The organism is Metabacillus sp. Hm71 (genome assembly GCF_051842955.2).
GTDB lineage: Bacteria > Bacillota > Bacilli > Bacillales > Bacillaceae > Metabacillus.
In genome coordinates this window covers 1,946,966-1,959,607 of record NZ_CM200278.1, presented here as the reverse complement: position 1 = coordinate 1,959,607, position 12,642 = coordinate 1,946,966, and the positions used below count along the sequence as shown (strand labels likewise).

Sequence of the window (12,642 nt, the reverse complement as noted above, 5' to 3'; positions counted from 1 at the left end):
CTTTTTTAATGTATTCTGCTTTGATTACTATTATTATACAACAGAGAACATAAAAGGCAATCTTCAAGATGCTTGCATAAGCAAAAATCAATGTACGTTTTATCTACGAATTCGAAAAAACGACATTTTAATTTGATCAATCGATTATGTTTCTTTCATTCTCGACAGTTTTTCTTTATCTAACGTTCCTGGGGGCTGTTCTAACCAGTTGTTTTGAATCATGATATCAGCGCCGTCCTTAGCATATTGAGCGATTTCTAATGATAAACGTTCATAATTCAAAACTAGGTCGCTTCTTTGACTTGCAGCTGCCGCTGTTGCATAGTTGCCAATTCCTGCTGTGCTTAATAGGGACATATGAAACATGGCCAACTTATCTGAAAATGGTGCTATGGTTGAATCTGAAATGGATATATCTGATGAAATAGGTGGTTGGATATTATTGTTAATTAATGCTTTTGTAAATATTTGAACATGTTTTTTGGAAATTTCACTGCCTCTGATCATCCATTTTTGTATTTTTTCGTCAGGTGAAATTTGTGCAAAGCTAATGGCAAGCTTACTTCCGATCACGTTTGTTTGGATATTCATAAATAAATGGGAAATTTCAATTGTATTTAGCGGACGCTGTTTACTAAATATTGAAAACCCGCTTAAATATTTTTTATTATCGACAAAATCAGTTTTGGATGGATACGCGATATAGGGAGCACGAACAAATACTCCCTTTGAAAGGGCAACATCTGAACTTTCATCATATAAATTTGATGTTTCTTGAAGTCCTTCTCTAAAATAAGCTCTAATATCCTTTCTTGCGCTCATGGCAATAAAACCGCTGTATGCAAATAAACCTACTTTTGCCATATGATTAATATAAGTAAGCATAAACAAATCGGTGTAAAGACGGGGAGCATTATTATTTATGTCCTTTTCATTTGTAAACCCTGTCGGTAAGGGGATTCCTTCTTTTTGAAATAAGCTTGTTAATTTTTCAATATGGGTGGCTGAAAGGTCATATGTATATTGAACAATTGAACGAATTTCCTCATCTTCAACATGTTTTAAAAAATATCCTAGAATACACTTGGACATACTATCGTTCATAAAAGCAGTCCAAATACAGGCAATCTCAGCAGATGTCAGCATTTTATGATTTTCTGTCATAGCTATATTTCCTCCAAGGAATACATTTTCAATATGATGTTTATTCTTTGCAAAGAATAAATAAATTATTTAAATAATGAAAATAAAAAAGGCAAAGTCTCCTTAGCAAGCTTGAAGAGTTTAAAGTGGATTGGAGTTTGGCCAAACTTTTATCACTTATCTGTTAATTAAGCAGTCCCCTATTTTTCAAGCAGTTTTTGATTTTCTTGCATAGCATATGTTCTTGTTTCCCCTATAAATAGCATGAATGCAATAATCATTATTGCCATCCACAAAAGTAACAAGATTCCTATAAGGATCGGAAGCAGAGTTGGTTCGAAAACAGAATGACCAAATGCTGTATGAATGCCTATTAAAATAATCGATAGCATCCAAGATATACTACCGGAGTGGATAAGCAATTTTTTCATCGTGGTTTTACCTTGTACTCTATCCAATAGCCACCCCAATAAAACTAAAGTTTGTAAAGCATGAAAGCTTATACCATGAAGAATAATGATATTCCCTGCATCACCTGTAAATCTGCCTTGAAGCAGAATCATCCAAATACCGGCTAGATTAGCAATGAAAACAGAAAGAAATGCATAACGTATCCCTAAAATAAGCATTGGTCGTTCAAATGGAGAATGTATCCGGAAAAATTGCAGCATCAGCAAACACGATAGGACAATAAGCAACAAGGAGTCGAGGGCAAAAAACATTCCGGAAATTCTATCGAAAACAGAACCATAACTGGAGAAACGTGGATTTATGCCGCGGATGTTTTGGATTGTTTCAACTGCATATGCATAGAGAGAAGCTACTATAAATAGCCACCGCATAAGCTTTCGATTTAAACGACCAAGCCTTGCAAATGGCAAAATAGCTGCAATCGATAACGTAAAGATGCCGATTGCTGCATTAAATGAAAAAGCATTCATTAAATTTCCTTCTGGCAAAATAATTGGATCATGAAAAAAGAGATAAATGGCAATCCATGCTGCAAGGACAAAACCGAGCACCCCCGTAATGATTAGGTATCTTTCCTCTTTGAATAAATATTCCGTTGACTGACGATCATTATCTCTGGTTTTTAACATAAGATTTCTTCTCTTTCATTTTTATTTATTTATCAATCAATAAATATTGGGGCAAAAAAGAAAGCCTCATCACTTTCTTTTTAATCTTCGGCTTATTTCCCATGGAGTAATTCCGGTAAATTCAACACCTCTGAAACCGTAATAAGCAGCCCTGTGCTAATAAAATGTGCGGCTGTTTCTTTTGCATTTGTTATTCCAGCACGCTCAAATTTCAATGTTAATGATTCAAAAATGGTGTGAAATAAGCTGCGTACATGTTCCCTTATACCTGCCTCTGATATCGCATGAGCTTGCATGACCATTAAAATTTCATCACGGTGGGTTTGAATAATTTGCGTAAAAGCATGCCCCATCGTTTTAACTAGTTGATCAGCTGGTGCATTAACATCTGCAAATGTGTCATAAATCCGACTAAACGCACGATCAATCACAGCCATAAATAGTTCTTCCTTATTAGCAAAGAAATGAAAAACATACGGCTGAGTAACTCCTGCAGCCTTTGCCACCATTGCAGTAGTTGCCTTATAATATCCATATTCTGCGAAAACCCCAACAGCATTATCAATGATTCGTTCTTTTTTATCTTCCTTGACAGCCAACATTACCATCCTTTTTCTTTCTATTTATTTATTTATTGATTGATAAATAAATTATATTGCAAGGAGAATACGTTGTCAAGGCTAATTTGTTAAATATAGAATCAAGTTACACATCCTGTTGTTCGGCAATTATTTCATCTCGTTCTCCTCCATCAGCCAGTTCTTCTGAAAATTCATGAACAGTTTCTTGCATGGTTGAGCTATTTGTTGGAGACAGGTTATCTCTTTTATTACTTCCTTTTTTCTTTTTATCCAATTCATTCAACCCCTTTTTTCATTAGTATTGATCAAAACAAAGGAGTACATTCATTAAAATGAAAAACGGCAACATCTTTAAAAATGTTACCGTTTTCTCCACTTTAAACTGTTTATAACAATTTTGCGGCATTTAAATAGCCATGACCTTGTATATTAGGTGGTTGTCCCAAATCTTCACATGCACCTATTAGTCTTTGTTTCACTTGGTCAGGAGTTAATGTTGGTTCTTTTTGAAGAAGTTGTGCAGCAACACCCGCACAAATAGGTGTGGCCATTGAAGTACCTGATAGTGAGAAGTAGTTTGTATCGACACGTGCTCCAGAATTTGTCTTATCAATAAAAGATCGTGGTGAACGTAATGAAATAATGTTGACTCCAGGTGTTAATAAATCAGGTTTTACCAAACCATCAATTGTTGGTCCGCGACTAGAGAAGTCTGCTGCCACATCATCAGTACGATCAATGGAGTTATGGTCGTTTGCAGCTCCTACTGTAATTACTTTAGGGCTTATTCCCGGGCTTGCTATTGTACCTTGGGAAGGCCCTGAGTTACCAGCAGCGACACATACAACCAAGCCATTATCCCATGCTTTTTCAACAGCTTTTACTACCGGATCATCAGCAGCAGGCTGTGTAGCAGTTGACCCTAATGATAATGAAAGAATATTGATCTTTAATTGGGTTTTATTTTGAATACACCAATCAATTCCAGCAATGACGGTTGAAAGGGAGCCTGAACCCATTTTATCAAGAACCTTAACTCCTACGATGTTTGCCTCAGGTGCAGGAGCTTTATATTTGCCGCCTGATAAGAATCCATTGCCCGCAGCATCTCCGGCACAATGGGTCCCATGACCATTATCATCATAAGGAGCTGTTCGGTTATTAATAAAATCCTTAAAACCAGTGATTCTTCCTTCTAAATCTTGGTGGGGATACACCCCTGTATCGATGACAGCGATCGTTACATCATTTCCAGTTAAACCTGTTTGTTGCAGTTGATCTGAGTGGATAGATGGAGTAGCTGTATCAAGAAGTGTTGTTACTTTTTTATCATAGTAGATTTTCTTGATATGAAGGCAGTTATCTAGTAAATGCTCTATCTTCTCAAGTGAAAGCTTGGCAGAACAACTAGACATTGAAGGGAACTGATGAAGGGAGCGGCATTTCGTGTTTTTTACATCATTAATACCATGATCAAACGCATCCTGCTCAAACTCAATAATTACCGGCAGACTTTTGGCCTTTTTCTTCATTGTCTCATAGGGACGCTGTAAGAAGCATGGGATTTTTCGAAAGGGACGGTAAAATTGAACGAGCTCTTGACGCATATCACGATCAAGCTTTCCGCCTGCACGGCGGACGAGTTGAATCATGGATAAACCTAGCATAACATTCATCCTCTCTTAATAGATTGTTCTCTTTATCGTACGCAGAACATTAAGAGAGCGAATAATTAATTCGTATAGCAACTAACAAAAAAGGCGGAAATCTACTAGATTAATAGATTAGCCTTGATTCTTTTCTATTTTTTGATTGCATGGTTTGTATTTTCTTTGTTAAACCACTCAGCCTCAAGAATGCTCATTTCCCATTGACTCCAATATTCATCACCTATTTTTCTTGCATCTCTAAGTAAGCCTTCTTTTTTAAATCCCGCTTTTTCATAGCAAGCAATCGCAGCTGTATTAAAATCAAACACACCAAGACTAACCCGGTGCAAATGAAGGTCATCAAATGCCACTTTAAGGATTTCAGTCATCATTTGTTGCCCGATGCCTTGTCCCCTAGCCTGTTGATCACCTATTAACACCTTCCCTACTCTTGCAGATCTATTCTTCCTATCAACCTGACCTAAAGAAATATGGCCAATCACAGCTGATGTTTTATCATTCACGACCTTGTATACGAATGTATTGGCATGTTCTCCGTTTGCATTCTTTATGTATGTTTCTAACTGGCTTTCTGTTAAAGGGTAATTAAAAACAGGACCTCCCCATTGGAGTAAAAACTCTGGTGAATCGATCCAGGATATAAGCTGGTTAAAATCGGAACGTTCGAAAAAACTAAGTTTGATCAATTTACTTGCTCCTTCCCTTTTAGGTAAAAATAGCATAAAAAAAAGATAGAGTACAAGAAATATTATAAATGTTGAAGATGAAAATGGTAAAGAAAAGCAATTTTCTATAGAGGCTTGGTCAATTATGAGGAAAATTTAGGAGCTGCCTTAAAGGTTAAGACAGCTCCTTAACTTTACACTTCTGGAGTTGGAGTAGGCTTTGCATAGCCCTCTTTGTACATTTTCTCTATTTTAGAGCGAATTTCTTTTATGCTTTTTCCCTCTTGATAATCTATGATTGATTGGGCAGCAATTTCAAGACAAACCCCACATTTTGTTCCATGATCATCCCAGACAATTGCTCCATTATCCTTGTTCTCATAAACAAAGCAATCATAGTTATTTTTATGATTTGCAGATTCACCACAGCCGCAATAGCATGGAATTTTTTCTAGCAGTTCTCTATTTTTTGCTGCTGATAAATAGAGAATTTGCATATCCTCTGGTTTATCTTTTAAAAATTGAGGCATATCATCACTATTTTTCGTTTCCTCACGAATATCATGGATGACATGTTCTTCATGTGTTGTATGCTCGTTCTTTTTTTCAACAACATCAGCTTTTCCAGAGCACGCCGTTATCATGATCGTTACAATTAGACTAATAAATAAAAGTTTGAAATTCATTTTGCCACTCCTTATTGCGAATCATAGCCGATTCCATACACATTTATTAATTAGGTTTCTTATCACTGCCATTAACATCCTGTTTCATAAGAATAAAAGTTAATACACCTGATAAAAGTGCCCCTCCAAGTGCAATGAAAACACGTACATAAATTGATATAGTTGAAAAATCCTTTTCAAGCAACCACATTGCCATGATCAAAACAGCAATCATAGTTGGAATAACGATTCTAATGCGATTCATAACGCCACATCCTTTGACCAAGCTTCTCTCCAACTATTTTAGCATAACATGCTTTTAATTTTTTCTCGTTTCCATTAATTTTTCATGTTTATTAATTTTTTTAGCAATTTGTAAATGTGCAGTTTACGGTGAATTTTTTTTAAAAAAGACTAGAAATAATTTTAAACCTTGTTATAATGCAAATAGTACAATACATTATCTAAAGGTGGGCATTATGGGGAATACATGCAGGTATGTTGTCAATGCGGTTGGAAAAGGTGGAGAAACATACTATACCCAATTTAATAATAAAAAAGAATTAAAAAGTTGGATTACAGACAACGAAGAGAAACTAATCATGGATGAATTAAAAATTGTCGATAAGGAGCTTCATCCATTTTTTAAATGGCTCTTCTCTAAAAAATGACCAAAAAGATGCTATTCAGTTTCGAATGGCGTCTTTTTTACTTACAGACAGATAAAAGAAATCAAATGGCACAGAAATGAATTAGGTTAATTAGTAAAAGATGAAGGCTGTCTCTTGTTGGATCATGCAATGAGACAGCCATTTCCATGATTCATAGATAAAAAACTTCAAGTTTACAATCATGAGCAGTCGGAGTATGATATGTAAGGGATTCTTCTTATTATACAGGAAAAGGAGTTGAAATTTTATGAGTAGTCAATGCTGTAATGAACCAGAGCCCGGGTCGACAAATGAGGAAGTCATGAACGAACCAATCCTCTTAAGGGTGAATACTGATAAAAATTCAACTCCTTATGTATGACAGGGCCATTTTTGACTTCCTCTAAAAATTGAGGAGGTTTGTATGATTAAAATTTACTTAACAAATGAACAAGGAGTTCATCAAGAAACAAATGAAATTTGCAATGGATGCTGGGTAAATCTCGTATCGCCTACCGAACAGGAAATCAGTGAGGTGGCCAATAAATTGCGGATTCCTTTGGACTTTTTAAAAGATCCTTTAGACGAGGAGGAACGGTCCAGAATTGAAAAAGACGACGACAATATACTTATTATCGTCAATATTCCATTGGTGTCACAGGACGAAAATGAGATCCCTATATATGACACGATTCCATTAGGTATGATTATCACGAAACATTGTTTTATTACCGTCTGTTTAAAAGACAATCCGATTTTTCATTTGTTTGAACAAAATAAAGTAAAACAATTTTTCACATACAAAAAAACGAGGTTTTCATTGCAAATCCTCTATCTGATGGCAACTTCCTTTTTAAAGTATCTTAAGCAAATCAGTAAAAAGACAGATACGATTGAGAATGAACTTCATCAATCGATGAAGAATAAAGAGCTTTTTTCCTTATTAAATTTGCAAAAAAGCTTGGTTTATTTTACAACTTCACTAAAGTCAAACAATATAGTAATGCAGAAAATGCTTAAAAGCAATTATTTGAAAATGTATGAGGATGATCAAGAATTACTTGAGGATGTTATTGTTGAGAATCAGCAGGCTATTGAAATGGCAGAAACCCACACGACCATTTTAAGCGGGATGATGGATGCATTTGCATCGGTCATTTCTAATAATGTCAATATTGTTATGAAGTTTTTGACATCGATTACGATTATCATGGCATTGCCTACCATGGTGGCAAGCTTTTACGGAATGAATGTGCCGATTCCATTTCAAAACTACCCATACTCCTTTTTTGTAGCGATTATCATTTCTTTTATTTTATCAAGCATTACTGCGGTAATTTTTTGGAAGAAGCGTTTTTTTTAAAGAGAGTTATAATAGGATGACACCTCATGAGGCGTCATCCTATTTTTAATTAAACCAGCCTTTCTTTTTAAACCAAAAGAACATCCCAATGCCAATGCCAAGCATGATAAACAATATGACGAAATAGCCTATATCCCATCTTAATTCAGGCATATTTTCAAAGTTCATACCGTACACCCCTGCAATAAACGTAAGCGGCATGAAGATCGTTGTAATGACCGTTAACACTCTCATAATGCGATTGGTTTGATGTGAGTTTAATGAAAGATAGCTATCCCTAATATCATTTGTTAGTTCACGGTTTGCTTCAATCATTTCCGTTAACTTTAACAGGTGATCATAAATATCTGCGAAATACTCTTGCTTTAGCTTGATACCTTTTAACCGATGTGAATTAAGCATCCGATAAAGTAAATCCCTCATCGGTATTACAGTATGCCTAAGCTTGAGCAAATAGTGCCTGGTGTCAAACAATTGTTCAAGAAGCTGCTCCATCGATTTTTCTGCCGTATTGTTTTCAATTTGATCCAATGCTTCTTCTAATTGATAGACGATCGGAAAATAATTATCAACCAGCTTATCAATAATATGATAAAGGACGAGGATTTGATCCCATTTGCTTACCTTTTTTGCAGCTTTTAATCGTTCCCAAACTTCATAGACCGGCTTGGATTCTTGATGGTGAAACGAAACAATATAATTTTCCCCTAGAAAAAAGTTAATCTCTTCTTTCTCAACCTCATACGGATTTAAACTATGTGTGACAAAGAAGCAATAATCCTCATAGTAATCCAATTTTGGTCTTTGCAGCTTGTGAATACAGTCTTCAATTGCTAACGGATGAAAATGTAAAGAACGATCCAGCTCTCCGATTTCTTCATCAGTCGGTTTATTAAAATCAATCCAAAACCATTTAATATGCTCTTGATCCAGTTCATCTAGCGGACAATTTATGATTAATTCCAGATTATGACTTACTGCTATACAATTTATCACTGCTATCTCCCATATAAGCTTTTTCTATTATCATAAAACATTAAGTGGACAACTTTCAAATTTGGTCATATATTTGGGTTGTTTAAGCTCATCTTGCTTAAGTTTTCAATAATAGATCCCAATCAAAAGAAATCAGAACCAGTAATTGGAACTTTCCCTTCTCCCATTTCCCTATTATAATAACCTGTTGGGGAGGATGAAGATATAATGGCAGAAATAAAGCAATATGTCTTTTTTGATTTTGAAATGCTTTGTTCTAATTCCGGTATGGCTTTTGAAATTATGGAAGCTATCCGTTTAGGGGCTGTGAAATATGATCTTGAAACTGAAGAAATCCGTTATTTTGATCGTATGATTAAACCAAAAAATCAGGAACCGCTATCGGAATTTTGCAAAGCATTAACAGGAATCGAAGATGCAGACTTGGCTCATGCCGACAATTTTAAACTAGTCTTTGCCGATTTTCTTGACTGGGTTGGCGGCTTGAAAAAATCCCGTTATTTTTCTTGGTCACCCAGTGATTTATCTCGCTTGAAAATCGATGCAGATAAACACAACGTCCCTCTTCGTACTATCACTAAGATTGAAAAACGGTATATCGATTTTCAGGAAATTTTTAAAAAGAGAGTTGCTAAGCAAAATGTTTCTGTTGAAGATGCTTTAGCTTTTTATGGATTACAATTTATCGGGGAAAAGCATCATCCAATGTATGATGCTTATAATACACTGAGGATTTATTTAAGCTTTTTAAACGAGCCGGTCCAGTCAGACTTAATCATGCTGAAGCAATTTATCTTTGAAGAAGAGTTCCTCCATGATGTCGATCTTATCAATAAAAAACTAGGGGAGCGTTTAAGACAAGATGCCAAATTGCTAACCGAACAGGTTCGTGAAGTTTATCAAATAAGAGATGCAAAAAAAATGATAAAACCGATAAGAAGAATCATTGAAAAATATGAAAATGTGCTAATTAATCGTTCCGGATTGTTTTCAAAAGAGAATATTCTATATGCTGAGTGTTTGGTGGCCTTTTATCATCAAATGCTGCGATCATACAATGAGCATATCACTTATTCTTCGAAAATCATTATTTTTGATGAATATTTGCTCAAGCCAATAAAAGAGCTTTCTAATATTCGATAAGGTGAGCCTTCCATCATCAGGTTTATTCTGCTCGTAAATTTGTGTTAAACAGTAGGAGACTGTCTCAGGGAGAACAGTCTCCTTATTTTTACTCTAAATTGCTATGAAGGAGAAACGCCTCATTGTGGCCATGCTTTTTTAAGTTAGAATAGAGTAAGCAAATGCTATCAAACACAATGTGGACTGATTGATCAAATAAAGAACCGAGAGGCTGTATAGACTGTCTCTCCCCTTCAACCCGATATTTTGTGGCTGCTGGTATATGAAGCACATTTGTTGAATGAAGGGCAAGCGGTGACTCGAGGGCTGTTGTAACAGCAACAACATGACAATTTAGCTCACTCGCTTTTTCTGCAGTGGAAACAACACTCTTTGTTTTCCCTGAGCCTGAAACGGCAACAAGAAGATCTCCCTCAGCAATAGAAGGGGTAATCGTTTCCCCTACAGCATAAACAGTTGCTCCTAAATGCATTAGTCTCATGGCAAATGATTTTCCCATAAAGCCTGAACGACCCTCACCAATTACAAATATTCTGTTTGCATCGGCTAATTTTACGGCAATGCTTTGCAGGCTTTCATCACTTATTTGAGTTATAACACCTTGAATTTCTGAAAGAATGCTTTCTACTGTTTTCATCGTTGCTCCCTCCATTGATTGATCTTTTTCATAAACATTTCTGCAGCCAATCGTTGATTTTGCGCCTTCGTAATGGCTGAACCAATAATCACAACATCAGGCTTTATCTCTTGAAATTGATCAAACGACTCTAAATTTATTCCCCCTGCGACCGCCAGCATTCCAATCCAGTCATACATATGGCTAATATTAATTGCTGATTTTCCAGACATCTCCTGCTCATCTTTACTGACATGTGCACAAAAGATGGCTTGTTTGTATTTAAGCAATTCTTTTTTTTGTTCATCATTTGTATTCAGTAAGTCAATCATTACCTTCTTGCCCATTTTTTCAGCCGTTTCAACACAGGCTTTGATCGTCGCATTTGGAGACACTCCCATTACGGTGGCTACATCTGCCCCAGCACGAAAGCACATTTCAAATTCGTACAATGCATTATCGATTGTCTTTATATCTGCAACAATCATCTTATGAGGAAAAGCGTTTTTTATCCTTTTTACACTTTCCATACCGTATTCTTTGATTAAAGAAGTTCCCACTTCAATCCAATCTACAAATTCCTCTGAAGCCTTTGCAAGATCAATCGCTTCATCAATCGAATACCGATCTAACGCTAGTTGAATATACATATTTACTCCTCTAAAGCTTTATTACCTTATTTACTAAACCGATTTATGAAACTATTATAAAGCAAATGAAAGGGCTTTACAATAAGAAATGTGAAAGTCACTATACTTGCTTAAGGAAGTCGTTGTTATTCTCACTTTGGAATGTCGATATCTTTCGGCCGAGCGCTGATCGTAAGCCCTCCTTTATCCAATAACACAAAAAAGAGCCAACCATCAAAGTTGACTCTCAGATCTTTAAAACGTATGAGCTGCATCTTTTGCACGTGCAATTGCATTTTCTTTAATTTCTTGAGCCTTTTCAGGCATTGCGTTATGACCTTCAACAAATATTCCTTCAAAGGATGGCACACCATAGAATTGCATCATAATATTCAGGTAGCGGTGCCCCATTTCCATTTCAGCTGCTGGTCCTTCTGAATAAATGCCTCCGCGCGCTTGAATATGTAAGGCTTTTTTATCAGTTAATAAACCGATTGGACCTTCTGCCGTATACTTAAATGTTTTTCCTGCTACAGAAACAGCATCAAGATATGCTTTCATAACTGGCGGGAAGGAAAAATTCCACAAAGGAGTTACAAATACATATTTATCTGCGGAAATGAATTGTTCACATAGTTCTGAAAGACGTCCAACCTTTGCTTTTTCTTCATTTGACAGCTCCTCAAATCCTTTTCCAGTTTGAAGTTTGCCCCAACCGCTGAAAACATCGACATCAATTTGAGGAATATTTTCCTTGTATAGGTCTAGATTGACAATTTCATGGTCTGGATTTACTTCTTTATAAGTGTCAATAAAAGCCTTCCCTACTGCCATACTGTAAGATTGTGTATCATCATGTGGATGAGCTGTAATATACAATACTTTTGTCATGTATCTACCTTTCCTTTCAAATAAATTAACGATCATATTTTTTACAAAAAATGATGGTTTATTCAATATGAACTGAATTAATATTATTTTAATTCAAAGTAATTTTATAAAAGATTATATTTCCAAGCAAATTTTTTGCCTAAAAACAATCGAAAAAAAGACTTGCCCGTGCATGACAAATCCTTTTTGCAAATTATTGATTATTTTCAATCACGTAAGGGTTGCTGCTAATCATCTTTCTCATTTCATCAGTCAATTTAACGGGCTCATAAGAGGTTAAGTCACTTGAGGTTTCTCCATTTTGAACACTGCCATCGTAATGCAACGGTTTTTCTTCCATAGTCAATCACCTCCATCAAAAAGCTAGGGATAGAACTACATATTTACTATTTACTGAAATAAGCAAACCTATTCCCCTCACATTGGAAAAATCTAGTTCATTAGATATAATGCACTAAATAAAAAACAAGAATAAAAACCTATATATCACTATTAGTGATTATATTTTATTATATTAAAAATAAGTATTT

16 protein-coding genes are annotated in these 12,642 nt (G+C 35.5%); 3 read left to right on the top strand and 13 right to left on the bottom strand.

Translation table 11 applies throughout. The features are described 5' to 3' along the window. Positions 1 to 144: 144 nt before the first annotated feature. The 8 genes from ACSVDH_RS09220 to ACSVDH_RS09185 all read right to left on the bottom strand — a co-directional run bounded on the left by ACSVDH_RS09220 (position 145) and on the right by ACSVDH_RS09185 (position 6,089). Positions 145 to 1,164: a DUF3231 family protein gene (locus tag ACSVDH_RS09220; RefSeq protein ID WP_439249192.1), complete on the bottom strand. Its 1,020-nt coding sequence runs from the start codon at positions 1,162 to 1,164 to the stop codon at positions 145 to 147. Positions 1,165 to 1,343: 179 nt separating this feature from the next. Continuing rightward, on the bottom strand, positions 1,344 to 2,243 hold the full coding sequence (locus ACSVDH_RS09215) for a hypothetical protein (RefSeq protein ID WP_439249191.1): 900 nt from the start codon (positions 2,241 to 2,243) through the stop codon (positions 1,344 to 1,346). Between the two features lie 92 nt (positions 2,244 to 2,335). After that, positions 2,336 to 2,842, bottom strand: a complete 507-nt coding sequence (locus ACSVDH_RS09210; protein ID WP_439249190.1) for a TetR/AcrR family transcriptional regulator — start codon at positions 2,840 to 2,842, stop codon at positions 2,336 to 2,338. A 106-nt stretch (positions 2,843 to 2,948) separates the two neighbouring features. Next, the gene (locus tag ACSVDH_RS09205; RefSeq protein ID WP_439249189.1) at positions 2,949 to 3,098 is read right to left on the bottom strand and encodes a hypothetical protein; all 150 of its coding nucleotides are present in this window, start codon (positions 3,096 to 3,098) and stop codon (positions 2,949 to 2,951) included. Positions 3,099 to 3,210: 112 nt separating this feature from the next. After that, complete coding sequence (locus ACSVDH_RS09200; protein ID WP_439249188.1) at positions 3,211 to 4,491, bottom strand: S8 family peptidase; 1,281 nt, start codon at positions 4,489 to 4,491, stop codon at positions 3,211 to 3,213. Between the two features lie 134 nt (positions 4,492 to 4,625). Further along, complete coding sequence (locus tag ACSVDH_RS09195) at positions 4,626 to 5,180, bottom strand: GNAT family N-acetyltransferase (RefSeq protein WP_439249187.1); 555 nt, start codon at positions 5,178 to 5,180, stop codon at positions 4,626 to 4,628. Positions 5,181 to 5,353: 173 nt separating this feature from the next. After that, complete coding sequence (locus tag ACSVDH_RS09190; protein WP_439249186.1) at positions 5,354 to 5,845, bottom strand: PCYCGC motif-containing (lipo)protein; 492 nt, start codon at positions 5,843 to 5,845, stop codon at positions 5,354 to 5,356. Between the two features lie 46 nt (positions 5,846 to 5,891). Continuing rightward, entirely contained in the window at positions 5,892 to 6,089 is a 198-nt protein-coding gene (locus tag ACSVDH_RS09185; RefSeq protein ID WP_439249185.1) for a hypothetical protein, read from the bottom strand. A gap of 214 nt (positions 6,090 to 6,303) precedes the next feature. On the opposite strand from ACSVDH_RS09185, the gene ACSVDH_RS09180 reads away from it, so the two are divergent. Next, the gene (locus tag ACSVDH_RS09180) at positions 6,304 to 6,495 is read left to right on the top strand and encodes a hypothetical protein (protein WP_299089131.1); all 192 of its coding nucleotides are present in this window, start codon (positions 6,304 to 6,306) and stop codon (positions 6,493 to 6,495) included. 403 nt (positions 6,496 to 6,898) lie between these two features. Further along, positions 6,899 to 7,837, top strand: a complete 939-nt coding sequence (locus tag ACSVDH_RS09175; RefSeq protein ID WP_439249184.1) for a magnesium transporter CorA family protein — start codon at positions 6,899 to 6,901, stop codon at positions 7,835 to 7,837. A gap of 45 nt (positions 7,838 to 7,882) precedes the next feature. Here ACSVDH_RS09175 and corA read toward each other — a convergent pair whose 3' ends face one another. Beyond that, on the bottom strand, positions 7,883 to 8,833 hold the full coding sequence (corA, locus tag ACSVDH_RS09170; RefSeq protein ID WP_439249183.1) for a magnesium/cobalt transporter CorA: 951 nt from the start codon (positions 8,831 to 8,833) through the stop codon (positions 7,883 to 7,885). A 207-nt stretch (positions 8,834 to 9,040) separates the two neighbouring features. Between corA and ACSVDH_RS09165 the strand changes: the two genes are divergently transcribed. Then, positions 9,041 to 9,976, top strand: coding sequence for a 3'-5' exonuclease (locus tag ACSVDH_RS09165; RefSeq protein ID WP_439249182.1), 936 nt, complete (start codon positions 9,041 to 9,043; stop codon positions 9,974 to 9,976). Positions 9,977 to 10,064: 88 nt separating this feature from the next. Here the strand turns inward: ACSVDH_RS09165 and hxlB are convergent, their stop codons facing one another. From hxlB to ACSVDH_RS09145, 4 genes are all read right to left on the bottom strand, one after another. Further along, the gene (gene hxlB, locus ACSVDH_RS09160) at positions 10,065 to 10,613 is read right to left on the bottom strand and encodes a 6-phospho-3-hexuloisomerase (protein ID WP_439249181.1); all 549 of its coding nucleotides are present in this window, start codon (positions 10,611 to 10,613) and stop codon (positions 10,065 to 10,067) included. Continuing rightward, positions 10,610 to 11,242, bottom strand: a complete 633-nt coding sequence (hxlA, locus tag ACSVDH_RS09155; protein WP_439249180.1) for a 3-hexulose-6-phosphate synthase — start codon at positions 11,240 to 11,242, stop codon at positions 10,610 to 10,612. The genes hxlB and hxlA overlap by 4 nt, the downstream gene beginning before the upstream one ends. 234 nt (positions 11,243 to 11,476) lie before the next feature. Then, on the bottom strand, positions 11,477 to 12,112 hold the full coding sequence (locus ACSVDH_RS09150) for an FMN-dependent NADH-azoreductase (RefSeq protein WP_299089120.1): 636 nt from the start codon (positions 12,110 to 12,112) through the stop codon (positions 11,477 to 11,479). Between the two features lie 193 nt (positions 12,113 to 12,305). Next, complete coding sequence (locus ACSVDH_RS09145; protein ID WP_299089118.1) at positions 12,306 to 12,452, bottom strand: hypothetical protein; 147 nt, start codon at positions 12,450 to 12,452, stop codon at positions 12,306 to 12,308. Positions 12,453 to 12,642: the final 190 nt, after the last annotated feature.